At 72.6% G+C, this 23,928-nt stretch carries 18 protein-coding genes; 3 read left to right on the top strand and 15 right to left on the bottom strand.

Annotated elements, in window-relative coordinates:
• The first annotated feature begins 61 nt into the window (after window positions 1–61).
• Window positions 62–2,413 carry a hypothetical protein gene (locus GSY69_RS09110; RefSeq protein WP_160953545.1) on the top strand — a complete coding sequence of 784 codons (2,352 nt, stop codon included), beginning with the start codon at window positions 62–64 and terminating at the stop codon, window positions 2,411–2,413.
• A 137-nt stretch (window positions 2,414–2,550) separates the two neighbouring features.
• Here GSY69_RS09110 and hisS read toward each other — a convergent pair whose 3' ends face one another.
• Window positions 2,551–3,900 (bottom strand): histidine--tRNA ligase, encoded by a 1,350-nt coding sequence (gene hisS / locus GSY69_RS09105; protein WP_160953544.1) that lies wholly within the window; start codon window positions 3,898–3,900, stop codon window positions 2,551–2,553.
• 89 nt (window positions 3,901–3,989) lie between these two features.
• A complete protein-coding gene (locus GSY69_RS09100) occupies window positions 3,990–4,673 on the bottom strand; it encodes an MBL fold metallo-hydrolase (protein ID WP_160953543.1) in 684 nt (227 codons plus the stop codon).
• 243 nt (window positions 4,674–4,916) lie between these two features.
• Between GSY69_RS09100 and GSY69_RS09095 the strand changes: the two genes are divergently transcribed.
• Both GSY69_RS09095 and GSY69_RS09090 read left to right on the top strand, forming a co-directional pair.
• Window positions 4,917–6,977, top strand: a complete 2,061-nt coding sequence (locus GSY69_RS09095) for a DUF349 domain-containing protein (protein WP_160953542.1) — start codon at window positions 4,917–4,919, stop codon at window positions 6,975–6,977.
• A 95-nt stretch (window positions 6,978–7,072) separates the two neighbouring features.
• Window positions 7,073–7,732: a hypothetical protein gene (locus GSY69_RS09090; RefSeq protein WP_160953541.1), complete on the top strand. Its 660-nt coding sequence runs from the start codon at window positions 7,073–7,075 to the stop codon at window positions 7,730–7,732.
• On the opposite strand, the gene GSY69_RS09085 is transcribed toward GSY69_RS09090, so the two are convergent.
• From GSY69_RS09085 to thrS, 13 genes are all read right to left on the bottom strand, one after another.
• Window positions 7,719–10,031 carry a RelA/SpoT family protein gene (locus GSY69_RS09085; protein WP_160953540.1) on the bottom strand — a complete coding sequence of 771 codons (2,313 nt, stop codon included), beginning with the start codon at window positions 10,029–10,031 and terminating at the stop codon, window positions 7,719–7,721. The genes GSY69_RS09090 and GSY69_RS09085 overlap by 14 nt on opposite strands.
• Window positions 10,032–10,299: 268 nt before the next feature.
• Window positions 10,300–11,319 (bottom strand): protein translocase subunit SecF, encoded by a 1,020-nt coding sequence (secF, locus tag GSY69_RS09080; RefSeq protein ID WP_160953539.1) that lies wholly within the window; start codon window positions 11,317–11,319, stop codon window positions 10,300–10,302.
• Between the two features lies 1 nt (window position 11,320).
• Window positions 11,321–13,420, bottom strand: a complete 2,100-nt coding sequence (gene secD, locus GSY69_RS09075) for a protein translocase subunit SecD (protein ID WP_160953538.1) — start codon at window positions 13,418–13,420, stop codon at window positions 11,321–11,323.
• A 44-nt stretch (window positions 13,421–13,464) separates the two neighbouring features.
• Window positions 13,465–14,439 carry a preprotein translocase subunit YajC gene (gene yajC, locus GSY69_RS09070; RefSeq protein ID WP_328698821.1) on the bottom strand — a complete coding sequence of 325 codons (975 nt, stop codon included), beginning with the start codon at window positions 14,437–14,439 and terminating at the stop codon, window positions 13,465–13,467.
• Window positions 14,440–14,539: 100 nt separating this feature from the next.
• A complete protein-coding gene (gene ruvB, locus GSY69_RS09065) occupies window positions 14,540–15,535 on the bottom strand; it encodes a Holliday junction branch migration DNA helicase RuvB (RefSeq protein WP_160953549.1) in 996 nt (331 codons plus the stop codon).
• 62 nt (window positions 15,536–15,597) lie between these two features.
• Window positions 15,598–16,197, bottom strand: a complete 600-nt coding sequence (ruvA, locus tag GSY69_RS09060; RefSeq protein ID WP_160953537.1) for a Holliday junction branch migration protein RuvA — start codon at window positions 16,195–16,197, stop codon at window positions 15,598–15,600.
• A gap of 142 nt (window positions 16,198–16,339) precedes the next feature.
• Window positions 16,340–16,939, bottom strand: coding sequence for a crossover junction endodeoxyribonuclease RuvC (gene ruvC, locus GSY69_RS09055; protein ID WP_160953536.1), 600 nt, complete (start codon window positions 16,937–16,939; stop codon window positions 16,340–16,342).
• Window positions 16,940–16,947: 8 nt separating this feature from the next.
• Window positions 16,948–17,706 (bottom strand): YebC/PmpR family DNA-binding transcriptional regulator, encoded by a 759-nt coding sequence (locus tag GSY69_RS09050; protein ID WP_160953535.1) that lies wholly within the window; start codon window positions 17,704–17,706, stop codon window positions 16,948–16,950.
• Between the two features lie 129 nt (window positions 17,707–17,835).
• Window positions 17,836–18,315: an NUDIX hydrolase gene (locus GSY69_RS09045; RefSeq protein WP_160953534.1), complete on the bottom strand. Its 480-nt coding sequence runs from the start codon at window positions 18,313–18,315 to the stop codon at window positions 17,836–17,838.
• The gene (gene pgsA / locus GSY69_RS09040; protein WP_160953533.1) at window positions 18,312–18,932 is read right to left on the bottom strand and encodes a phosphatidylinositol phosphate synthase; all 621 of its coding nucleotides are present in this window, start codon (window positions 18,930–18,932) and stop codon (window positions 18,312–18,314) included. Before pgsA ends, GSY69_RS09045 begins: the two co-directional genes overlap by 4 nt.
• A gap of 1 nt (window position 18,933) precedes the next feature.
• Window positions 18,934–20,901 (bottom strand): alpha/beta hydrolase family protein, encoded by a 1,968-nt coding sequence (locus tag GSY69_RS09035; protein ID WP_160953532.1) that lies wholly within the window; start codon window positions 20,899–20,901, stop codon window positions 18,934–18,936.
• Window positions 20,898–21,536 carry an HIT family protein gene (locus GSY69_RS09030; protein ID WP_160953531.1) on the bottom strand — a complete coding sequence of 213 codons (639 nt, stop codon included), beginning with the start codon at window positions 21,534–21,536 and terminating at the stop codon, window positions 20,898–20,900. Before GSY69_RS09030 ends, GSY69_RS09035 begins: the two co-directional genes overlap by 4 nt.
• 179 nt (window positions 21,537–21,715) lie before the next feature.
• Window positions 21,716–23,671: a threonine--tRNA ligase gene (thrS, locus tag GSY69_RS09025; protein ID WP_160953548.1), complete on the bottom strand. Its 1,956-nt coding sequence runs from the start codon at window positions 23,669–23,671 to the stop codon at window positions 21,716–21,718.
• Window positions 23,672–23,928 lie beyond the last annotated feature (257 nt).

Genomic DNA, 23,928 nt, shown 5'->3' with positions numbered 1-23,928 from the left:
TGCGCGGGCCAACCGAGCTGCTGACCCGCATCCGCCACTCTCAGCACTCGGAGGACATTCCGTGCATCGCATACCCTCTCCCGCGACCGGTCGCCGCCTCGGCGCCCTCAGCCTCGCCGTGGCCCTGGGCGCCGGCCTGCCGCTGGCCTCAGCTCCCGCCTTCGCGGCCCCGGGCGGCCTCGCCGCCCAGGCCGCCGCCGCCACACCCAAGCCCGACTCCGGACAGGGCACGCTGAGCATCGACGGCTCGTCCGCCGTCAAGGCCGGTGGCAAGCTCACCGTCAAGGGCACCGGATTCGTGGCGAAGGACGAGCTGTCCTTCAAGCTCGACGACGGTGCCTACACCGCCAACGGCACCGACATCGTCGCGTCGGCCACCACCGACGATCAGGGGGCCTTCAGTCTCGAGTTCACGGTGCCCGGTGACGTGAGCGTCGGCGATCACTGGATCCGCGCCCTGTCCGGCAACGGCAGCCACCACGTGGCGTTCACCGTGACCGCCGCCGATTCTCCGGCGCCCGCCGCGGAGGCAACGGTCAATGCACCCGCCACCTGGTACGAGGGACAGCCGATCACGGTCACCGGCAAGAACTGGAAGAACGGCGACGGCGCCACGGGCTCCGTCGTGGCCGTCAAGCTCGACATGGGCGGCGTGAACCGGAAGTACGACCTCAAGGACCCCATCAAGGGCACGTCGCTGGGCAACAAGACGATCATGGGCGTCGCGAAGGCGAAGGACGACGGCTCCTTCTCCATCACGATCCCCTACCCCACCCTCAAGAACAGCGACACAGCCTACAAGGTGGGCGACAAGCCGTCCTTCACCTTCCTGTCGGGCTCCATGCAGGCCGGCGACCCGGTGCGCTCGCTGGCGGCGGAGACCGAGGTCGCGCCCTCACCCGCACTCCACACCGATGAGCTGACCGTCAGCCAGTCCGCCGTCACCGACGTCCCGCTCACGCAGGGCACGGACCTGGCGACGGCCAAGGTGGCCGGCAAGGAGACGTCCGTGGTCCGCGGCCTGTACCAGACGGCCTACTCGAAGAAGCACGGCTCGATCTACGCCGCCGCCGTGGGGCGCCCGCCGGTCAAGGACTCCGCCCTCGTCAAGCTCAACGCGGACACGCTCGAGGTGGAGAAGGCCATCGCACCGCCCGTCGACCCGACGGAGGAGGGTGAGAAGGCGGGCGCCCGCTACGCCGCCTACGGCGTGAGCGCCGACGATGCGAACAACCGCGTGTGGGTGACCAACACGCGCCAGAACACCGTTGCCGTCTACGATGCCGACACCCTGGCCCTCGTCAAGCAGTTCCCGAAGGGCGCGACGCCGCATTCGCGCGACGTCCTGGCCGATGCCGCGAGCGGCAAGGCCTTCGTGTCGAACAACTCCGGTCAGTCGATCTCCGTCTTCGACGGCAAGACGCTCGAGCAGCAGGACGATATCGCCCTGCGCGACGGCTTCAAGCCCATGTCGCTCAAGGTCGTGGGCTCGACCCTCTACACGACGGACATCGGCTCGCCCACGATCACGAAGATCGACACGAAGACGCACAAGGTCACCTACCTCGACATCCCGGCCAAGCTGGAGAGCGCCTCGGGCATCGACGTGGACCCTGCCAGCGGGACCATCGCGGTGGCCGGCCAGGCCGGCAGCGCGAACGTCGTCCTCCTCGACAAGGACGGCAAGCTTCTCAAAGAGATCGCCGTCGCAGGCCCGGCGAACGAGGAGGGCGACGCAACGGCCGGCGGTTCGCTGAGCGTCGCATTCGATGCGGTCAACAAGTGGTTCTACGTGGCCAACCGGACCGCGAACTCCATCACCGTGTACGACACGGACGGCAACCTCGTCCAGACACTCGACAGCGGCAAGTTCGCCAACCACGTCCAGGCCGACGGCCGGGGCAATGTCTACGCCGTCAACAAGGGCGGCGCGCGCACCACGGCCACCGATGGCACCGCCGCGCGGGCCGCGGAGCCGGACCTGCGCGACTACGTGCAGAAGTTCACCGGTCCGGCCGTGCCCACGCCGGATCCGACCGAGCCGACGGAGGCGCCCACGTCGGATCCGACGGATCAGCCGACCACGGATCCGACGGCCGAGCCCACCGCGGATCCGACCGGCGAGCCGACGGACGGGTCCTCGCAGCAGCCCTCGGACAGCCCGTCCGACGACGGCAAGGACGACGGCAGCGGTGACAACGGCTCCGGGGACGACGGCGACAATGGGAGCGGTGACAACGGCTCCGATGACAACGGGTCCGATGACAACGGCAGCGGGGACAACGGCTCCGGCGGCAGCCTGCCGCGCACCGGCGCCGCCGTCGGCGCGGCCGTCGCCGCGGGCGCCGCGCTCATCCTCGTGGGCGGGGCCGCGGTGACCATCACGCGCCGGCGCACGGGCTCCCGGAAGTGAGGCCGCGCCCCCTCCGGCATGGACCGGAGGGGGCGGTCGCACACGGGGAACCGACGGCAGGGCCCCGCAGCGCATGCGCTGCGGGGCCCTGCGGCTGTCGCGGCCGGGTATACCTCGCCATGGTGGCCGGTCGGGTGTCAGGCGCCCTCTGCGGTTCCCACGACGCGCGGCCACAGGTCGGCGGCCGGCGGTGCCCAGAGCTCCGGGTCCGCGCCCACCTGCTCACCGGAGCGGATGTCCTTGACCTCGTGGCCCGTCTCGCCGTCGGTGAACCACACGAACGGGATGCCGCGCCGGTCGGCGTACTTGATCTGCTTGCCGAACTTCGCGGCCTGCGGTGCGACATCGGCGGGAATGCCCCGGGTGCGCAGGGCGTAGGCGACGTCGTCGGCCCGCACGCGGTGGGCCTCGTCGGTGACCGCGATGAGGACCGCGGTGGGAACGGACCGCGTGGCGGCCAGCAGCCGGTGCTCCGAGCCCGCAAGGCGGGACATGAGCCGCGAGACCCCCACGGACATGCCGACGCCGGGGTAGACGCGCTTGTCGGTCTTCGCCAGCGCGTCGTAGCGCCCGCCGGATGCGACCGAGCCGATCGACTCGTGGCCCACGAGCTGGGTCTCGTAGACGGTGCCCGTGTAGTAGTCGAGTCCCCGGGCGATCTTCAGCTGGGCCACGACGCTGCCCGGGCTGATCCGGTTGGCCGAGTCGAGCAGCCGTGCCAGCGCGTCGAGGCCCTCGTCGAGCAGCGGGTCGCTGACGCCCAGCGCGCGCACCTCGTCGGCGAAGGCCGAGGTGTCGGCCTCGATGGCGGCCAGCGCCAGGCACAGCCGCTGCTGCTGTGCGTCCGCACCCGCCTCCTCGGCCAGGAGCTCGGCCACGCGGGCGGGGCCGACCTTGTCGTACTTGTCGATGCAGCGCAGCACCGCCGCGATGTCGTCCAGCCCGATGCCGCGGGCGAAGCCCTCGAGCAGCTTGCGGTTGTTGGCGAGGATGCGCACCGGCGGGACGCCCAGGGAGCGCAGCGCCTCGAACGCCTGCACGATGACCAGCGGGATCTCCACCTCGAAGTGCTCGGCGAGCGAGTCCTCGCCGATCACATCGATATCGGCCTGGATGAACTCGCGATAGCGCCCGTCCTGGGGGCGCTCCCCCCGCCAGACGGGCTGGATCTGGTAGCGCTTGAACGGGAAGTCCAGCCGGCCGGCGTTCTCCGTGACGTAGCGCGCGGTGGGCACCGTGAGATCGAAGTGCAGGCCCAGGGGGTTCTTCTCGTCGCCCTCGGCGTGCAGGCGGCGCACGGCGAAGATCTCCTTGTCGATTTCCCCGTCCTTGGCGAGGGCGCTCAGCGGCTCGACGGCGCGGGTGTGGATCGCCGCGAAGCCGTTGAGCTCGAACGTGTGCTTGAGCAGGTCGATGACCCGCTCCTCGACGATGCGATCGGCGGGCAGCCATTCGGGGAAGCCGGACAGCTTCGCTGCGGGGGCCATGGTGCTCCTCAGGTGGTAGCGGGGGTGAGACGGCGGCGGGCGGCGCCCTGGCGGGCCCGCGGTCAGAACGTGGGGCCAGAACGGCGGGGTCAGAAGAAGGGGTTGGCCTGCAGCTCGTGGCCGAGGGTGCTGGCGGGCCCGTGGCCGGGGAGCACCGGCAGGCCGCCCGGCTGCTGGCGCGCTCGGATGGCGGCAAGCGTGGCCTGCATGGCCGACGGGTCCGAGCCGGGCAGGTCCGTGCGCCCGATCGAGCCTGCGAAGAGGACGTCGCCGGTGAAGACGACGTCCGCTGGGCCCTCGGCCGCGGCGGGATCGTGGACGTCGTAGAGCGTCGAGCCCTCGGTGTGCCCCGGTGCGGTCGTCGCCGAGATCTCCAACCCGGCCAGCTCCAGGCGCGCGGCGTCCGCCACCGTCTGCGCCTCGGGCGCCTCCCAGCCGCGCACGAACTCGCCCAGCAGCGGGGCCAGCTGCTCGGACAGGGTGGCCGCGGGATCGACGAGGCGGTAGTGGTCCGCGGCGCCGATGTAGACGGGCACCCGCCAGCGCCCGGCGTAGGACGGCAGGCCCAGGATGTGATCCGGGTGTCCGTGGGTGAGGAGGACTGCGACGGGCCGCCAGCGCAGGTCCGCCAGCGCGGCCTCGAGGTCCGGTCCGGCGTCCAGGCCCGCATCGATGAGGATGCACGGGCGCGGGCCGTCACCGGCATTCGCCTCCGACGCCACGGCGTAGCAGTTGACGCCCAGCAGCTCCGCGGTGGCCGAGATGATCTCCATGCCCGCCAGTCTAATCGGGGGCGGGCGGCGGCCGCCCGGTGGTGGGGCGGCCGGCCCTTGGGTGGCGGGGCTGCCGAACCGCGACGACGGGCTGCCGAACCGGGGTGGCGGAGCCGCCCGCCCGCATCCGCGAGCACGCGGGCCGGCCAGCCGGATTGTCGATATGCTGGAGGGGTCACAACCCGACGACCGAGTGATCCGCCGCGCCCGCGCCGGATTCGACCGGCACATGAGAAGGCAACCATGACTGACTCGCCCGCATCCCCCACGCACGCAAGCTCGGCGGACGGCCACGACGCCGCCGCCGAGGCCCCCGGCAGCGCCGCGGCACCCGAGGCATCCGCCGCCGCGCAGGAAGGCCCCGCACAGCAGGGCGCGGCCCAGGCGACGCCCGCGGCTCCGGTGCCCGCTGGGGAGCAGCCGGCCCCGGCCGCGACGCCCGCGGCTCCGGTGCAGGAGCACTCGGCTGCGGCCTCCGAGCAGCTGGCCCCGGCCGGCGCGAGCACCGACCCCACGGCCCCGGTGGCCGTTGACGGAGCGGACTCGGCGGCGCCCAAGCAGGGTGCGGCCGGTGCATCGACGGCAGGGGAATCGGCGACCGCGGAATCGGCGCAGGAGGCCGCGGCCCCCGAGGCACAGGGGCACGCAGCCGCGCCCGCTGCCAGCGCAGTGGTGAACGGCGCCGGTGAGACGGCGAGCGACACCGGTGCGGTGGCGAACGGCGCCGAGGGCGCGCCCGCTGCCGAGGCGCAGCCGGCGCCGGCTCCCACCGCCGAACCGGCACCCACCACCGGTTCCGCCAGCTCCACCGGCTCCGCCAGCACCGCCGAGTCGAGTGGGACCGCCGAGTCGAGTGGCACCAGCGAGTCGACCGCGCCCACGAACCCCGCACCCGCGAAGCCCGCGGCGGCCAAGCCCGCGCCCAAGCCCGTTCCGAGGCCCGGCGCGGTGCCGCGCCCGGCCCCCCGCCCCTCGGGCGCGGTGGGTGCTCCCCCGGCGGGCCGGCCGGCCAACGCGGCCCCCGCAGCGCCCGCTCGAGACCGCAGCGCGGAGATCGAGGCGGCGAAGGCACACGGACGCGTGGACGAGTCGCAGACCGTCTTCGTCACCGTCGACGGTGCGGAGCGCGAGGTCGGACAGTACCCGGATGCCGGTGCGGACGGTGCGCTGGCGTACTTCGCGCGCAAGTTCCTCGACCTCACCGATGCCGCCGAGCTGCTGGCCGAGCGACTGGCGGCCGGGGCGAACGGCGAGTCCGTGCGGCAGACGGCCCAGAAGCAGCGCGAGGCGCTGGCCGAGGCCAAGGCCGTCGGCGACTTCGCGGCCCTCGAGGCCCGCCTGCGGGAGATCGAGGCGCAGGCCGCCGCGGTGCGCACCGAGCAGACCGCCGCCCAGAACGCCGCCCGCGAGGAGGGCCTCGCCGCCCGTAGCGCGATCGTGGACGAGGCCGAGCAGATTGCCGGCACGGACCCGGCGCGCGTGCAGTGGAAGAACTCGGGTGCGCGCATGCGCGAGCTCTTCGAGGAGTGGAAGCGCCTGCAGTCATCCACCCCCAAGCTGCCGCGCAGCCAGGACCAGGAGCTGTGGGGCCGCTTCTCGAAGGCCCGCAACACGTTCGACAAGCACCGCCGCGAGTTCTTCGCCGACCTCGACAAGCGCAACGCCGAGGGCAAGAAGGCCAAGCAGAAGCTCGTCGCCGAGGCCGAGGCGCTCTCCGCCTCGACCGACTGGCGGGAAACCTCCGCGAAGTACCGCGACCTCATGGACCGCTGGAAGGCCGCGCCGCGCGCCGGGCGCAAGGACGACGACGCGCTGTGGGCGAAGTTCCGCGCCGCCCAGGACGTGTTCTTCGCCGCCCGCTCGAAGAAGGACGAGGAGGTCGACGCCGAGTACGCACAGAACCTTGTGCGCAAGGAGGAGCTGCTCGCCCAGGCCAGGGCCCTGCTGCCCATCACGGACCCCACCCAGGCCAAGGCCCGGCTGCGGACCATCCAGGACGAGTGGGAGGACGCGGGCAAGGTGCCCCGCGCGGCCATGGGGCGCATGGAGGGCGGCCTGCGCGAGGTCGAGAAGGCCCTGGCGGCCGCGGAGAACGAGCAGTGGCGCAAGACCAACCCGGAGACGAAGGCCCGCACCTCCGGCATGCTCTCCCAGCTCGAGGAGCAGCTCGCGCAGCTGCGCGCGCTGGTCGAGCAGGCCCGCGCCTCGGGCGACGGCGCCGCGCTCGCCCGCGCCCAGGAGGCGCTCGATACGAAGCAGGCCTGGTACGAGCAGCTGGCGAAGACCGCCCAGGAAATGGGCTGAGGCCAGCCGCTGCAGCACCGCCGCCGGGCCCCGCCGTCATCCACAGGTGACGGCGGGGCCTTCCGCTTTCGGCGCCGGCTCGCCACGCTGGTCGGATGACCCAGCTGCTGCGCCCCGGCGAACCCCTGCCGTACTCCGAGCTCATGGGGCTCACGCTCGACGGGGTGCTGGTGCGGCTGACGCCGCGGTGCTGGGTGCCCGCGGGCGCGGTGGTCGACCCGGAGCTGCGCATCCGCGCCCTGGGCCCGCCGCCCCGGCGCGGGCTCGTCTACTCCCACGCGAGCGCGCACTGGGTGTGGTGGGGCGCCGGGACGGGCCCCGCCGTGGACGAGCTCACGACGCGCACCCGCCGCCGGCTGCGCACCCAACCGCCCGGCTGCAGCGTCTTCGAGCGCACGGTGGGCCCGGAGGACACGGCGGAGCTCGCGGGACTGCCGCTCACCGCCGGGCTGCGCACCCTCTACGACGAGGCCGTGCGGATCGTGGCCGAGCCGCCCGCGCCCCCGGCCGGAGGAGACGCCGGCGGGGCCAGCGACGCGGGCAGTGGTACCGGGAGCGCCGACACCGGGGCCGCGGCCGTGCGGGCGGCTTGGGCCCATGCCCTGCGGGAGCTGCTCCGGGATGTGCCGGCGGGCCAGGTGGAGGCGTTCGCCGCGCTCGTCGGCGCCCAGCGCGGCCGCCCGCACCTGGGGCGCGTGCGCGCGGCGCTCAGCGGGGCGCGCGGGCGGCCGCCGGCCGAGCTCAGCCACCCGTGATGCGGTAGACGTCGAAGACGCCGTCGACCTTGCGCACCGCGCTGAGCACGGTGTCGAGGTGGCTGGCATCGCCGATCTCGAAGACGAACTTCGACTGGGCCACGCGCGCACGGGAGGTGGCGACGGAGGCGGAGAGGATGTTCACGTGGGTCTCGCTCAGCACCTTCGTGATGTCGGAGAGCAGGCCCGCGCGGTCGAGCGCCTCGACCTGGATCTGGACGAGGTAGACGCCGCTGGCCTTCTGGACCCACTCGACGTCGACGATGCGCTCGGGCTCGCGCTCGAGGCTCGCGACGTTCGTGCAGTCGGTGCGGTGGACGGACACCCCGGCGCCCCGGGTGACGAAGCCGATGATCTCGTCGCCCGGCACCGGGGTGCAGCAGCGGGCGAGCTTGACGAGGATGTCATCGGCGCCCTTGACGCGCACCCCGTCCGTCGACGAGTGGTGGCCGCGCGACTTGCCGGCGCGGTTGGTCGGCGGCAGCTCCGTGACGGCATCGGCCTCGTCCTCCCCCGCGACCTCCTTGGCGAGCAGGTCGACGATGTGCGCGGCGGAGACCGTCCCGTTGCCGATCTGGGCGTAGAGCGAGGAGACGTCCGGCTGATGCTGGTGGGAGGCGACGAGCTGGAGCGCCTCCTGGCTCATGAGGCGCTCGGCCGACAGGTGGTGGCGGCGCATGGCGCGGGCGAGCTGCTCGCGGCCGTTCTCGATCGCCTCCTCGCGGCGCTCCTTGGAGAACCACTGGCGGATCTTGTTGCGCGCCCGGGGCGAGGCGACGAAGGACAGCCAGTCGCGGCTGGGGCCCGCGTTCTCGTCCTTGGAGGTGAAGACCTCGACGACATCGCCGTTCTTGAGCTTCGTGTCGAGCGTGAGCAGGCGGCCGTTGACCCGTGCGCCCATCGTCTTGTGGCCCACCTCGGTGTGCACGGCGTAGGCGAAGTCCACGGGCGTCGAATCCGCCGGCAGGGTGATGATGTCGCCCTTGGGCGTGAAGGCGTAGACGTCCTGCGAGTTGACCTCGTAGCGCAGGTTGTCGAGGAACTCGTCGGGGTCGGAGACCTCGCGTTGCCAGTCGAGCAGCTGGCGCAGCCATGCGACCTGGTCGACCTCGCCGGAATCGCCCACCTTGGCCGTGCGCTTGCCCGCGGCGTTGAGCGCCTGCGGGTTCGCGCTCCCCCGGTCCTTGTACTTCCAGTGCGCCGCGACGCCGAACTCGGCGCGCCGGTGCATCTCGAGCGTCCGGATCTGGATCTCCACGGGCTTGCCGTAGGGGCCGATCACGGTCGTGTGCAAGCTCTGGTACATGTTGTACTTCGGCATCGCGATGTAGTCCTTGAACCGCCCGGCCACCGGGGACCAGCGGGCGTGGACGAGCCCGAGGACCGCGTAGCACTCGCGCACGGACTCGACGAGCACGCGCACGCCCACGAGGTCGTAGATGTCGGCGAACTCGTGGCCGCGGACCACCATCTTCTGGTAGATCGAGTAGTAGTGCTTGGGCCGCCCGGAGATGTGGGCGGTGATCGAGGACTCCGCGAGCTCCTCGTTGAGCTCCTTGGACACGATGCCCAGGTACTTCTCACGCTCGGGCGTGCGCTCGGCGACGAGCCGCACGATCTCCGAGTACACCTTGGGGTGGAGGACCTGGAACGAGAGGTCCTCGAGCTCCCACTTGATCGTATTCATGCCCAGCCGATGCGCGAGGGGGGCGAAGATGTCCAGCGTCTCGCGGGCCTTGCGCTCCGAGGAGGCGGCCGGCACGTACTTCCAGGTCCGCGCGTTGTGGAGGCGGTCGGCGAGTTTGATGACGAGCACGCGGATGTCGCGCGACATCGCGACGATCATCTTGCGCACGGTCTCCGACTGCGCCGCCTGGCCGTACTCGATCTTGTCGAGCTTCGTCACGCCGTCGACCATGACGGCGACCTCCTCGCCGAACTCGTCGGTGAGCTGGGCGAGGCTGTAGTCGGTGTCCTCCACCGTGTCGTGGAGCAGCGCGGCGGCCAGGGTCACCGGCGTCATGCCGATCTCCGCGAGGATCGTCGCCACGGCGACGGGGTGCGTGATGTAGGGGTCGCCGCTCTTGCGCATCTGGCCGCGGTGGTGCTTCTCCGCCACCCGGTAGGCGCGCAGGATGATGTCGACGTCCGCGCGCGGGTGGTTGTACTCGACGGCCTGGAGCAGGGGGCCCAGCGCCTGCGGGTACTGGGGGCTGTGCTGGCTGCGGGCGGTCCAGAAGGCCAGGCGGGAGATTCCGCGCGGGCGCCGGCCCGCGATGCCCTCGGTCTGCTCGGCCATCGTGCCCCCCTTCGTTCGGTTGTCCCATCGTACAAGGGACCTGGTGGGCCGCTGCACGGCCGCACCGGCGGGAACCGACCGCACCCGGTGGAACCGGCGGGGCCAGCGCGGACGGCGGGGCCAAAGGGGCCGGTGGGCCAACTGGGGCCTGCGGGGCTAATGGGCCCGCCAGGGCCAGCGGGGCCAATGGGCCCGCCAGGGCCAGCGGGGCGGATGAATGCGCGCGCCCACCGCACCGGTCGGCGCGGTGGGCGGCGGGAGCCGGGGCTCAGGCCTTCGCGTGCTCCGGGGCGCGGTCGGGCAGCCCGTGCTCGCGGCGGTACTCGAGCACGCGGGCCTCCTGCTCGCGCACCGCCTTCTCGCGGCTGCGCAGCACCGCGTAGAGCGGCGAGGCGACGAACAGCGTCGAGGCGGCGGCGACGATCGTGCCGACGAACAGCGACAGCGAGATGTCCGTGAGCGTGCCTGCGCCCAGCAGGAACACGCCGATGAAGAGGATCGCGCCGATCGGCAGGGCGGCGATCACTGTCGTGTTGATCGAGCGCACCGTCGTCTGGTTGATGCCCAGGTTGACGAGCTCGGCGAACGTCGCGGTGCGGTTGTCCTTGAAGTTCGTCGTGTTCTCCCGGATCTTGTCGAAGACCACGACCGTGTCGTAGAGGGAGAAGCTGAGCACGGTGAGGAAGCCGATGATGGCCTCCGGAGTGACCTCGAAGCCCGTGATCGCGTAGATGCCCATCGTGAGGAGCATGACGAAGACGAGGCCCACGATCGCGGCCACGGACATCTTCCACGTCCGGAAGTACAGCGCCATGACGACCATCGCGATCGCCACGAAGATGACGAGCGCCCGGATCATCTTGTTCGTCACGTCGTGGCCCCACTGCGGGCCGATGAACGTGGAGGTCACATCAGAGTTCTGCACCTTGAACGTGCTGATGAGCGACTCGCGGACCTGCTGCATCTGGTCATCGGTGAGCTGGCGGGTGTCGATCTTGAGCGAGGAGTCCGAGGTGGGCACGACCGTGGGGTCGGCATCCGGGACCGCCTTGTTGACCGTGGTGGCCGCATCGGCCGTCATCGAGGCGGCCGGGACGTTGGCCAGCTGGAACTCCGAGCCGCCGCGGAACGCGATGCCCAGGTTGAAGCCGCCGCCCAGCACCGGCACGAGGGCGGAGAGGATGGCGAGCAGGAGCGCGATGGACAGCCAGAGCTTGGCCTTGCCGACGTAGGGGATCGAGCGGGCACCGGAGTGCAGGTCATTGCCCCATGCGAAGAACCGCTTCATCTCAGGAGTCCTTCCCCTCGTCGTCGGCGAGCAGGCCGTCGTCGTCGGCCCCCGCCTGCCGCTGCGCCTTGCGCTCGGCCAGGCTCAGGCCCGCGCCCGAGGCGCCGCCCGCCCGGTCGCGCTTCTTCGGCTTGCCGCGCTCCTTCTGGCCCGGCTGCTGCGCGCCGGCCCGTTCGTCGGGCGCCGCGGTGCGCTCCGCGGGCTCGGCCGGCGCCGCCGTGGCCCCGCGGTCCTTGAGCGCGGTGGTCGAGCCCGCGGACTCGCCCGAACGTCGATCGGCGGCGGCCTGGCGCTTCTTGGCCTCCCGGTACGATCCGCCGGACTTCGAAGAGGCGCGCGCGGCATCGAGGTCGAGGTTGAGCGCACCCCGGTAGGCAGCCTGGCTGACGCCCAGCTGGCGCGGGTCCATGCCGGACATCGGGTGGCCCTCGCCGAAGAACCGCGTGCGCGCCAGGGCCTGGAGCATGGGGTGGGTGAACAGCACGACGACGAGGACGTCGACGATGACCGTGAGCCCCAGGGTGAACGCGAAGCCGCGCACGCTGCCCACCGCCAGGACGTAGAGGATGACGGCGGCGAGCATGTTGACGGCCTTCGAGGCGTAGATCGTCTTCTTCGCGCGGTCCCAGCCGACCTCCACCGCGGACAGGAGGCGCCTGCCCTCGCGCAGCTCATCGCGGACGCGCTCGAAGTAGACGATGAAGGAGTCCGCGGTCATGCCGATGCCCACGATGATGCCCGCGACGCCGGCCAGCGAGAGCCGGTACCCGTAGCGCCAGGACACGAACAGCAGCAGCAGGTAGGTCAGCACGCCCGCCACTACGAGGCTGGAGACGGTCACGAGCCCCAGCACGCGGTACTGCAGGAGCGAGTAGAGGACCACGAGGCCCAGGCCGATCGCGCCGGCGAGCAGGCCCTTCTGCAGGTAGTCCGAGCCCAGGGTCGGCGAGATCTGCTCCTCGCTCTGGACCTGAAAGCTGATGGGCAGCGCGCCGTTCTTCAGCTGGCTGGCCAGCGTCTGGGCGGACTGCTCGGTGAAGTTGCCGGTGATCTGCGCGTGGCCGTCGTTGATCTGGGCCTGCGAGACCGGGGCGGAGAGCACGAGGCCGTCGAGCACGATGGCGAACTGGTTGTACGGCTGCTGCTTGTTCGTGATCTCCGTCGTGATCTGCTTGAACTGCTCGGTGCCCGTGGGGTCGAACTCCATGTTCACGGCCGGCTCGTTCGTCTGGTTGCCGGTGGACGAGGTCTGGTAACCGAACGAGGCATCCGAGACGTGGTCGCCGGAGATCTCCACCGGGCCGGCCACGTACTTCGCGTCCCCGTCCGAGGAGCACGCGACAATGGGCTTGTCCGCCGGTCCCGCTGCGCCGCCGGTGCGGTTCTTCGGGTTCGTGCAGTCCAGCGACTGGTACTGCTTGAGGATTTCCGCGGTGGCCCAGGACTGGTCCTTCTCCGGATCGAAGACCGGCCGCTTGGCGTCGTCGCCGGTGCCCTGCTGGCCCTCCTGGGGCGCCGAGGCGCTGGCGGACGGGCTCGCCTGTCCCGTGCTCGCGGCAGCCGCCTGCGCCCGGGGCGTCACGGAGCCGCCGGCATTCGGGGTCTGCCCGTCCTGCTTGGTGAGCTCGTCGAGCTTCTTCTGGTCTTCCTTCGACAGCGAGGGGCCGGTGCTCGCCGGCGAGCTCGCCCCGTCCTGGCCCTCGACGCCCGGGGCACCGACGGCCGCCACGCGGCGGAAGGCCAGCTGGGCCGAGGAGCGCACGAGCTCGCGGGTCTGCTCGTCCGGGTTGCCGGGCAGGTTGACGATGATGTTGCGGTCGCCCTGCGTGTTGATCTCCGCCTCGCTCACGCCGGTGGAGTCCACGCGCTGGCGGATGATCGCCACCGCCTGCTGCAGCTGCTCCTTCGTCACCTGCTGGTCCTTCACCTGCGGCTCGAGGATGATCGACGTGCCGCCCTCGAGGTCGAGCGCGAGCTTGGGCGCCCACGTCGCGTTGGACCACAGGGCCCCGGCGGCGATCGCGGCCGTCAGCAGCGCGGTGATGATGGTGAGCCAGATGAAGCGCAGGCCGGGGCGCGGTCTGCTGTCGGTTGCTGCCACGTGTGTACTTTCGGTTGAGTCGAGGAGGGGCGGGGCGGGGGCGCTCAGCGCTTGGCGGGGCCCGCCTCCGGGTCATCGCCCACACCGGGCTCGGCGTCGCGGTCCGAGGCGTGGTCGGCGTCCGTCGTCTTCTCCGCCGCCTCGGCCGCGGCCTCGGGAGCCTCCTGCTCCGCATCGGCAGCGGACGCACGGGCGCCGTGCTCGCCGTCGTCGTCGACGCGCGCCGGGGTCTCCGCGTCGCTCTCGTCGTCGGTCTGCAGCGCAGGCTTCGGCTCGGAGGCGTCCGTGGAGAGGCTGCGGTCGGCGGGGGTGAGGTGGTCGGTGCGGTTCTCGGGCAGCTCGGTGCCCGGCGCTTCGTCCACGTCCTCGCTGTCGGCGGTGGCGGACTCGCCGGCCTGCGCGCCCTCGGTGCCGGTCACCTGGGACTCGGCGTGCTCGTCGGCGGTGTGCTCGCCGGCGGTGGTCGCGGGCTCCGTCTCTCCGTCGCCGGCGTCGGCGCCCTTGCCGGCCCCAGCGGCCCGGCCTTGGTCGTCGGACTCGTCATCGCCGGCCGCGCCGCGGCGGGCGCGCTCGGCGTTCATCGCGTCGAGTTCGGCATCCGTGATGCGGCCCGACTCGTCGGCATCGTCCTCGGCGTCGGCGGAGACGGGCTCGCGCTCGCCTGCGGCACTCGCTCCGGCGGCGGACGAGCCGGCGGGCGCCTCCTGCACCGCGGCGTCGTCCTTGCCCAGGTCCACGCCACCGGCGACGGCCTCGGACTCGGGCGGCTCGATCTGGCCGATGGCCTGGCGGTGGACGACGAGGGTCGTGCCCGGGCCCGACTCGATGGTGACCTTGAGGCCGTCGTCGGAGACCTCGGTGACGGTGCCGAAGAGGCCGAAGCTCGTCATCACGCGCGCTCCGGGCACCATGTTGTTCGAGATCTGCTCCGCGCGCGCCTTCTGCTTCTTGCGCGAGTTGAACATGAAGAAGATGAGCATGGCGCCGATGGCGACGATGAAGATGAGCGTGGGATCCACGGGATCAGATGCCTTTCCAGACGGCGGATGGGCCAGGGCATTGCGAGCCGGTACCCCAGTCTAGTTGCGATACACCTTCTTTGCGCAATCGCCGGGCGGATCAGGCCGTGGGCTCGCCCGGGGGCGTGAGGCCCAGGTGCGCCCAGCCCTCGCGGCTGGCGACGCGCCCCCGGGGCGTGCGGGAGATGAGCCCTTCGCGCACGAGGAAGGGCTCGGCGACCTCCTCGACGGTCTCGGCCTCCTCCCCCACGGAGACCGCCAGCGTCGACAGGCCCACCGGGCCGCCGTCGAAGCGCCGGCACAGCGCGCCGAGCACCGCGCGGTCGAGTCTGTCGAGGCCGCGCTCGTCGACCTCGTAGACCGTCAGCGCCGCGCGGGCCGCGGCGCGGTCCACGCGGCCGGAGCCGCGCACCTGCGCCCAGTCCCGTACGCGGCGCAGCAGGCGGTTGGCGATCCGCGGGGTGCCGCGCGAGCGCCCGGCGATCTCGACGAGCCCGGCGGGCTCGGCATCGATGCCGAGCATCGCGGCCGAGCGCCGCAGCACGGTCGTGAGGTCGTCGGCCGTGTAGAAGTCGAGGTGGCCCGTGAAGCCGAAGCGGTCGCGCAGCGGGGCGGGCAGCAGGCCCGAGCGGGTGGTGGCGCCCACGAGCGTGAATGCGGGCAGGTCGAGCGGGATCGCCGTGGCGCCCGGGCCCTTGCCGACGATGACGTCGACCCGGAAGTCCTCCATCGCGACGTAGAGCATCTCCTCCGCCGCGCGGGCCATCCGGTGGATCTCGTCGATGAAGAGCACCTCGCCCTCCTCCAGGGAGGACAGGATCGCGGCCAGGTCCCCCGCGTGCTGGACTGCGGGGCCCGCCGTGATGCGGATCTGCGCGCGCATCTCGTGCGCGACGATCATCGCGAGCGTGGTCTTGCCCAGCCCGGGCGGGCCGGAGAGCAGCACGTGGTCCGGCGCGCGGCCGCGGGCGCGCGCGGCGTCGAGCACGAGCGAGAGCTGGTCGCGCACCTGCGGCTGGCCGACGAAGTCGCCGAGGCCGCGGGGCCGCAGCGCCGCCTCCGCCTGGCGCTCGGCATCGCCGGCATCGCCGCGCATGAGCCGCTCGAGCTCGGCTCCCGTTGGGTCCTCGCCGCCGAAGTCCACCTCGTAGCCGTCGGTCACCGCTGGCCGCCCAGCGCGCGCAGGGTGGCCTTGAGCAGCTGCGGCACGCCGGCGCTGGGCTCAGCGCTGCGCGTGGCCTCGACGGCCTCGCGGGCCGCCGCCTCCTTCCAGCCCAGGCCGACAAGCGCCCCGACGACCTCATCGACCGCGGGCGCGGCACCGGGCGCGGATGCTGTGCCGGAGCCGGGGGCCGGCAGGCGGTCGAGCCGCGAGCCGAGTTCGAGCATGAGCCGGGCCGCGACCTTCTTGCCGATCCCGGGCACGCGGGTGAGCGCCGCCTCGTCGGCATCGGCGACCGCGCGGCGCAGGTCGTCCGGGCCGAGCACGGACAGCACGGCCAGTGCGAGCTTGGGGCCCACCCCGGAGATCGTCTGCAGGGTGGCGAAGACGCTGCGCTCGTCCGCGCTGTCGAAGCCGAACAGGGTCAGCGAGTCCTCGCGGACGACGAGGAAGGTGTGGATCGACAGCTCGGCGCCCAGCCGGGCCCGCGCGGCCAGGGCGGGCACGACGAAGGCCTCCCGGCCGACGCCGGCGGTCACGATGGTGAGCGAGTCCGGGCCGATGGCGCGCACGACGCCCTCGAGATAGGTGATCACGCGGTCTCCTCAGGCCTGCGGGCGCAGGCGAACGAATGTACGAATACGGCCATCGTAGCGCGCCCCGGTGACATCGCGCGGGATGGGCGCGCCCGCGGGCCCGGCGGCGCAGCGCCGCAGCTCGGCGCCTCGGCCCGCTGCCTCAGCGCCGCCCGGTGCGCAGCGCCTGGGCCCACTGCTCCTGCGCGCGGGTCAGCCCCGCGCCCTGGCGGCCGGCGGCGCGGCGGGCCAGGACGTCCTTCGCGGCCCCGGGAGTGGAGGCGCCGCCCCCGGCCCCGCGCCACAGGTGGCAGATCGCCAGCGCCAGCGCATCGGCGGCATCGGCGGGCCTGGGGGCGGTCTCGAGGCGCAGGATCCGGGTGACCATGTGGGTCATCTGCTTCTTGTCCGCGCGCCCGTTGCCGGAGATCGCCTTCTTGACCTCCGATGGGGTGTGCATGCTCACGGGGATCCCGCGGCGGGCCGCCAGGCCCATCGTGAGGCCGGAGGCCTGGGCGGTACCCATGATCGTCGAGACGTCGCTGCGGGCGAAGACGCGCTCGATCGCCACGACGTCCGGCCGGTGGTCGTCGAGCCAGACCTCGAAGCGGTCGGCCAGTTCGCCCAGCCGCACGTCGACGGAGGCGTCGGCCGGCGTGCGCACCACGTCGACGGCCACGAGCCCGGGCCGGCTCACGTGCGCGGCGTCGATGACTCCCAGACCGCAGCGCGTGAGGCCGGGATCGACGCCCAGGATGCGCACGGCGCGGCTCAGTCCTCGGCTTCGAGGGCCGCGAGCACCTCGTCGGAGACGTCGGCGTTGGAGTAGACGTTCTGCACGTCGTCGCAGTCCTCGAGCGCATCGATGAGGTTGAAGACCTTGCGGGCGGTGTCCGCGTCGAGGGGCACCTCGAGGTTGGGCACGAACGAGGACTCGGCGGACTCGTAGTCGATGCCCGCCTCCTGCAGCGCGGTGCGCACCGCGACGAGGTCCGTGGCCTCGGAGAGCACCTCGTAGGTCTCGCCGCTCAGGCGCACCTCCTCGGCTCCCGCGTCGAGCGTGGCCTCGAGGATCGCGTCCTCATCGGCCTCGGAGGCGAGGACCTCGACGACGCCGCGGCGGCTGAAGTTGAACGCCACGGAGCCGGGGTCGGCCATCGAACCGCCGTTGCGGGTCACCGCGACGCGCACCTCGGAGGCCGCGCGGTTGCGGTTGTCCGTCAGGCACTCGATGAGCAGCGCGACGCCGCCCTGGGCGTAGCCCTCGTACATGATCGTCTGGTAGTCCACGGCCCCGCCGTCGAGCCCGCCGCCGCGCTTGACGGCGCGCTCGATGTTGTCGTTGGGCACGGAGGACTTCTTCGCCTTCTGCACCGCGTCGAAGAGCGTGGGGTTGCCGGCCAGGTCGGCGCCGCCGTTGCGCGCGGCGACCTCGATGTTCTTGATGAGCTTGGCGAAGAGCTTGCCGCGCTTGGCGTCGATCGCGGCCTTCTTGTGCTTCGTCGTTGCCCACTTGGAGTGACCGGACACGCATGTCTCCTTAGCGTTGGCGGTGAGGGACGGGGAGTCTTAGGCACACCAGTCTAGCGGGGCGGGCCCGGCGCCTCACCCCTGGGCCGCCGGGGGCGTCGCGGCCCCGACGCTGCGCAGCGGTGCTGCTCAGCCGATCTCGAGGGGCTGCGCGGGCGTTCGCCCCTGGGCGACGAGGTCCATGAGCTCGGGCAGGCGGCTGGGGTAGACGGTCTCCTCGGTGGCGAGCAGCTCCTCGCGCGACCACCAGCGGGCATCGACGATGACCCGCTTCTCCATCTCCGTCCAGACGGCATCGCTCAAGTCGAGCTCCTCGTCGATGCGGATCCCGAAGAACACCTCGTCCTGCTCGTGGCGCTTGCGCGCGAAATCGAGCACCGCGTGCCGGGTGGCCAGGGGCCCGAGCAGCTCGACCGGCTCGCATTCGACGCCGGCCTCCTCGGCCAGCTCACGGGCCGCGGTCTGGCGCGGGCTCTCCCCCAGCTCCGCCCCGCCCCCGCACGGCTGCCAGAAGCGGCTCGCGGGATCGTCGAGGTCCTTGGACTGGAGGAGGAAGACCTCGTTCCGGGCGTTGAGCAGCACGACGCGCGCGGCCTCGCGGAACTTCATGCGGATTCCTCCTGAGCGTGCAGTTGCGAATGGACCGCCGCCATGCGCTGGGCGACGGTGATCGCGCACAGCACGACCAGGACCGCCAGGGCGATTGTCAGTACGATAGCAGGCAGTCCCAGGCCCACGAGGCCCGTGACGACGAGGGTGACGAGCAGGCGGTCGGCGCGCTCGGCGATGCCGCCGGAGGCGCGCACTCCCAGCGCCTCGCCGCGGGCCCGGACATAGGACACGAGCGAGCCCATGACGAGGCAGCCCAGCGCGAGCAGCGCGGTCAGCGGGTCCCGCGCCCCCAGGAAGTACCAGAGCGCCAGGCCCACGAAGACCGCCGAATCGGCCAGGCGGTCGAGCGTGGAGTCGAGGAACGCGCCCCACACGGTGGTCCGGCCGAGCTGCCGGGCCATAATCCCGTCGAGCATGTCGCAGAAGACGAAGAACGTGATGACGACGGTGCCCCAGAACAGCTGGCCGAGCGGATAGCACACGAGCGCGCCGGCGCACACGCCCACGGTGCCGATCACCGTGACCGCATCGGGCCCCAGCCCCAGCCGCAGGAGCAGCGCGGCCAGGGGCGAGAAGAGCCGCGTGAACGCGGCGCGCGCCAGCCCGTTGAGCATCTCAGCCGCGATCGGCCGGCAGGAAGCGCCGCCACCACTGGAGGATCGCCTCGAACCGCTGGACGCGGTGGCGGGGGCGGCCCGAGCGGGAGAGCTCGTGGTTCTCCCCCGGGAAGACGAGCATCTCCGTCTCCACGCCGGCCCGCTGCAGCGCGAGGTACATCTGCTGGCCCTGTTCGAGCGGGCAGCGCAGATCCTGCTCCGAGTGCATGACGAGCGCGGGGGTGCGCGTGCCCTTGATCGCGCGCAGCGGCGACTGCGCGCGGATGCGCGCGGGGTCCGCGCCCGTGTACTCCTCGCTGAAGTAGGTGCCGATGTCCGAGGTGCCGGTGAACGAGTGCGGCACCAGGTAACCGCGCTCGATGATCGCGGCGCGGAAGCGGTGGTCGGAGCCGATGACCATGGCGGTGAGATAGCCGCCGTACGAGCCGCCCTGCACGCCCAGGCGCGCGCGGTCCAGCCGCTCGTCGGCATCGAGCGCCGCGTCGAGGACCGCCAGCACGTCAGCGGCGGCCGGCTCCGCGAAGTCGCCCTGGACGGCCTTGCCCCATGCGCGGCCGCGCCCGGCCGAGCCGCGGGGGTTGGCATAGACCACGGCGTAGCCGGCGCCCGTGAGCACCTGCGTCTCGTCGAACAGCGCGTGGGTGTACTGGGCGAAGGGCCCACCGTGGATGTTGAGGATGACGGGGAAGGGCCCCTCGCCCGGGGGCACCGCGAGCCACCCGTGCACTTCCCCGCCCGCGCCCTGGGCCACGAGTCGCCGGGGCATCGCGATGTCGGTCGGGGCCGTGGCCGCCCAGAGCTGCCGGGCCGCGGGCTTGGTATCCGCGGAGCCTGCGGCCGCGGCGGCGAAGACGGCGGCGGTGCGCTCCGGGGTCTCCGCGGTCCACACGAGGCGCCCGCCCGTGGGGTCGAAGCCCGTGACCACGTGGTCGGCCGGGGTGAGCGGCTCGAGGTCCCCGCGGCCCAGGCACGGCGCGCCGTCGAGCCCTGCGGGCAGGTCGAGTGCAACGGCCCGCACGCCGCCGTCCTCGGTGAGCAGCGCCCACGCGCGGCCGTCGTGGATGCGCAGCGGCCCGCCCAGGTCGATGTCGTCCGGGTCCGTCAGGCGCACGGTGGCGCCAGTGGCCGTGTCGTGGAGGAAGAGGCCGCCCAGCTGGGCGACGAAGTCCGTGGGGCGCGCGGAGCGGTCGGACGCGAGGAAGGCGAGGCGGGTGTCGTCGATCCAGCGGTGCGCGCTCACGGCGAGGTCGCCCAGGTCGAGCGGGCGGGCGGTCTGCTCGTCGAGCAGCCACACCGTCGAGCGCAGGTCCGGTGTCTGCGCGCCGTGGGCCACCGCGGCGATGGCACTGGCGGTGCCGTCGGGGCGCAGCTGGGGATCGGCGACGTCCGCACCCGGCCACGCGAGCGCGAGGGCGGGGGCGGTGGCCGTGCCGCCGAGCAGGCCGGTGAGCTCCTCCCCCGGCTCGGACAGGTCGATGCGGAACGCCTGGGCCGGGCGGTCGCGCAGGTAGCCCAGCCCGTTGGCCAGGTAGTCGGAGTGAACGATCCGGCGGGGCGCCTCGGCGGCGGGGCCCACGTCCGGGTCCGTGCCGTACCGGCCGGCCTCCGGGATGCGGGCGACCGCGAGCGCCGTGCGGCCATCGGCGCTCAGGGCGAATGCGGAGACGCCCAGGTGGAAGTCGCTGACGCGGCGCACCGCGCCCGGGTGTTCCCCCACGTGCAGCTGGGGCGCCTGCCCGGGAGCCTCGGCCCGCAGCAGGCCCCACACCGGCGCATCCGCGGCGCGCTGCAGTCCGAAGTCGGCCCAGCCGTGGCTCACGCGCACGGTCTCCGGGGCGGCCCGGAAGACCTGGGAGGGATAGGAATCGGTCTCGAGGTCGGGGCGGCGGAGCACGAAAAGGGGGCCGGAGTCCGTGTCCACCGGGTCCGCGGCGGTGGCGATGAGCGGCACGTCCGCGGGCCTCATGCGGCGTCCCAGGCTTCGGAGAAGAGGCGCTGGACGTCCGCGTGCACCTGGGGCAGCGCCTTGGTCTGCGCGATGATCGGCAGGAAGTTCGCGTCCCCGCCCCAGCGCGGCACGACGTGCTGGTGGAGGTGGGCGGCGATGCCGGCGCCGGCGACCCCGCCCTGGTTCATGCCCAGGTTGAACCCGTGCGGATGGGACACGCTGCGGATGACGCGCATGGCCCGCTGCGTGAAGTGGGCCAGCTCGACCGTCTCCTCCTCGGTGAGCTCCGTGTAGTCCGCAACGTGGCGGTAGGGACACACGAGCAGGTGGCCCGGGTTGTACGGGTAGAGGTTGAGGATCGCGTAGACGCTGGTGCCGCGGGCCACGATGAGGGCCGCGGCGTCGTCGCCCTGCGCCGGCGCCGCGCAGAACGGGCACTGCCCGGTGCTCGCGTCCGCGGGCTTGTCCTCGCCGCCGATGTAGACCATGCGGTGCGGGGTCCACAGGCGCTGCAGGCCGTCGGGCTCGCCGGGGAAGCCGGCCGCGGCCTCGGGCTCGGGGATGCCTGCCGGGGCGCCTGGGTCGGCTGTGGCGCCTGGGTCGGCTGTGGTGCCCGAGGCGGCGGGACTCGGGGCTGCGTCGGTGTCTGCCATGGGCGTCTCCTTCGGCTGGGCGGACAGGATGCCAGGGTACGGGGGCGGGATGTGCGCGGGAGTGTCGGCCGGCCCCCGCGGTGCCGCCCCGACGATGGGGCTCCCGGGAGGGCCGGGCCGCCGAGGCGCCGGCCGGGCTGGCGCGGGCTCGGACGACGGCGGGTCCGCGCCTGCGCGGCTCAGACCTGGGCGCGCTCGGCGATGGCGCGCACGATCCGCTCGACCGCCTCGGCCACGGGCACCCCGTTGTCCTGGCTGCCGTCGCGGAAGCGGAACGAGACCGCGCCGGCCTCCTCGTCCTCACCGCCGGCGATGAGGATGTAGGGGACCTTCTGCTTCGTGGCGTTGCGGATCTTCTTGGGCATCCGGTCATCGGAGTCGTCGACCTCGACCCGCACCCCGGCGGCGCGCAACTGGGCCGCGACGCGCTCGAGGTAGGGCGCAAACGCATCGGCGACCGGGACGCAGACCACCTGGACCGGCGCCAGCCAGACGGGGAACGCGCCCGCGTAGTGCTCGGTGAGGACGCCCAGGAAGCGCTCGATGGAGCCGAACTTCGCCGAGTGGATCATGACGGGCCGCTTGCGGGTGCCGTCGGCGGCCTGGTATTCGAGGTCGAAGCGCTCGGGCTGGTTAAAGTCCAGCTGGACCGTCGACATCTGCCACGTGCGGCCGATCGCATCGCGGGCCTGGACGGAGATCTTGGGCCCGTAGAACGCGGCGCCGCCCGGATCGGGCACCAGTTCGAGGCCGGTCTCGCGCGCCACCTCCTCGAGGGTCTGCGTCGCCTGCTCCCATTCCTCGTCGGAGCCGATGAACTTGTCCTTCTTCTTCCCGTCCTCGTCGCGCGTGGACAGCTCGAGGTAGAAGTCGTCGAGGCCGAAGTCGCGCAGCAGCCCCAGCACGAAGTCGAGCAGGTGGCGGATCTCCGCGCCCGCGTCCTCCTCGGCGACGTAGGAGTGGGAGTCGTCCTGCGCGAAGCCGCGCACGCGGGTGAGGCCGTGGACCACGCCGGAGGGCTCGTTGCGGTAGACGGTGCCGAACTCGAACAGGCGCAGCGGCAGGTCCCGGTACGACCGGCCGCGGGAGCGGTAGATGAGATTGTGCATGGGGCAGTTCATGGCCTTGAGCCGGTACGGGGTGCCCTGCTTGACGACGGCCCCGGACTCGTCGCGCTCCTCGTCGACCTGCAGGGCGGGGAACATGCCCTCGCCGTAGTAGGGCAGGTGGCCCGAGGTGTAGAAGAGGGACTCCTTCGAGATGTGGGGCGTGCCGACGTACTCGAAGCCCTCCTCGATGTGCCGGCGGCGGACGTAGTCCTCCATCTCGCGCTTGATGATGCCGCCCTTGGGGTGGAAGACGGGCAGCCCGGAGCCCAGCTCCTCGGGGAACGAGAAGAGGTCGAGCTCCGCGCCCAGGCGGCGGTGGTCGCGCCGCTCGGCCTCCGCGAGGCGCTCCTGGTAGGCCTTGAGATCGTCCTTGCTCGCCCACGCGGTGCCGTAGACGCGCTGGAGGCTCGCGTTCGCCTGGTCGCCGCGCCAGTAGGCCGCGGAGTTCTTCGTCACGGCGAAGCCGTTGCCGATCGCCTTCGTCGAGGGCAGGTGGGGCCCGCGGCACAGGTCCTGCCAGACGACCTCGCCCTTGCGGTTGCGGTTCTCGTAGACGGTCAGCTCACCGCCGCCCACCTCGACCGCGGCATCGGAGTCCCCGGCAGACCCCTTGTCCGCGACCAGCTCGAGCTTGAACGGCTCGTCGGCCATCCGCGTGCGCGCCTCGTCCTCGCTCACGACGACGCGGTGGAACGTCTGGCCCTCCTTCACGATGCGCTGCGCGCGCTTCTCGATGCTCTTGAGGTCCTCGGGCGTGAAGGGCTCCGCGGTCTGGAAGTCGAAGTAGAAGCCGTCCGCGATGTAGGGGCCGATGCCGAGCTTCGTGCCGGGGAACAGGTCCTGGACGGCCTGGGCGACGACGTGCCCGGTGGAGTGGCGCAGGATGTCCAGGCCCGCCTGGTCCTGCAGGGTGATGGGCGCCACGCGGTCGCCGGGCGCCAGCTCGCGCGCCAGGTCCGCCGGGGCGCCGTTGAGCTCGATGGCGATGGCGTCCGGGCGCTCGGCCAACAGCGTCGTGCCCGTCATGCCCTCCTCGAACGGGATGGGTGCGCCGTCGAGGTATACGGGGTCGGACACGGAGTTCTCCTTGGGGTGGCTCGCGGTGTGGATCGGGTCCACGGGACGGTGTGCGGCGGTCCACGGCGCGGATCGGGCAGCCGTGCCGCCAGGGCGCCGTGGCCTGGCCGGTGCGGCGCGGGCGCCCTGGGTGCCCGCGGGTGGCAGTCTATCGCCTGGCCCGAACGCGCAGCCGCCGCACCCGCGGTTTCGCGGGCGCGGCGGCC

Source organism: Brevibacterium rongguiense, from assembly GCF_009857845.1.
Taxonomy (GTDB): domain Bacteria; phylum Actinomycetota; class Actinomycetes; order Actinomycetales; family Brevibacteriaceae; genus Brevibacterium; species Brevibacterium rongguiense.
This window is presented reverse-complemented; position numbering and strand designations above follow the sequence as displayed.

Bases quoted from the DNA above. Each gene is read 5' to 3' on its own strand.
- GSY69_RS09100 (WP_160953543.1), bottom strand. From the start codon at position 4,673: ATGGAGATCATCTCGGCCACCGCGGAGCTGCTGGGCGTCAACTGCTAC.
- GSY69_RS09035 (WP_160953532.1), bottom strand. From the start codon at position 20,901: ATGAGGCCCGCGGACGTGCCGCTCATCGCCACCGCCGCGGACCCGGTG.
- GSY69_RS09090 (WP_160953541.1), top strand. From the start codon at position 7,073: ATGACCCAGCTGCTGCGCCCCGGCGAACCCCTGCCGTACTCCGAGCTC.
- secF (WP_160953539.1), bottom strand. From the start codon at position 11,319: ATGAAGCGGTTCTTCGCATGGGGCAATGACCTGCACTCCGGTGCCCGC.
- GSY69_RS09045 (WP_160953534.1), bottom strand. From the start codon at position 18,315: ATGAAGTTCCGCGAGGCCGCGCGCGTCGTGCTGCTCAACGCCCGGAAC.
- GSY69_RS09085 (WP_160953540.1), bottom strand. From the start codon at position 10,031: ATGGCCGAGCAGACCGAGGGCATCGCGGGCCGGCGCCCGCGCGGAATC.
- thrS (WP_160953548.1), bottom strand. From the start codon at position 23,671: ATGACGGGCACGACGCTGTTGGCCGAGCGCCCGGACGCCATCGCCATC.
- GSY69_RS09030 (WP_160953531.1), bottom strand. From the start codon at position 21,536: ATGGCAGACACCGACGCAGCCCCGAGTCCCGCCGCCTCGGGCACCACA.
- pgsA (WP_160953533.1), bottom strand. From the start codon at position 18,932: ATGCTCAACGGGCTGGCGCGCGCCGCGTTCACGCGGCTCTTCTCGCCC.
- ruvB (WP_160953549.1), bottom strand. From the start codon at position 15,535: ATGCGCGGCGATGCCGGCGATGCCGAGCGCCAGGCGGAGGCGGCGCTG.
- GSY69_RS09095 (WP_160953542.1), top strand. From the start codon at position 4,917: ATGACTGACTCGCCCGCATCCCCCACGCACGCAAGCTCGGCGGACGGC.
- hisS (WP_160953544.1), bottom strand. From the start codon at position 3,900: ATGGCCCCCGCAGCGAAGCTGTCCGGCTTCCCCGAATGGCTGCCCGCC.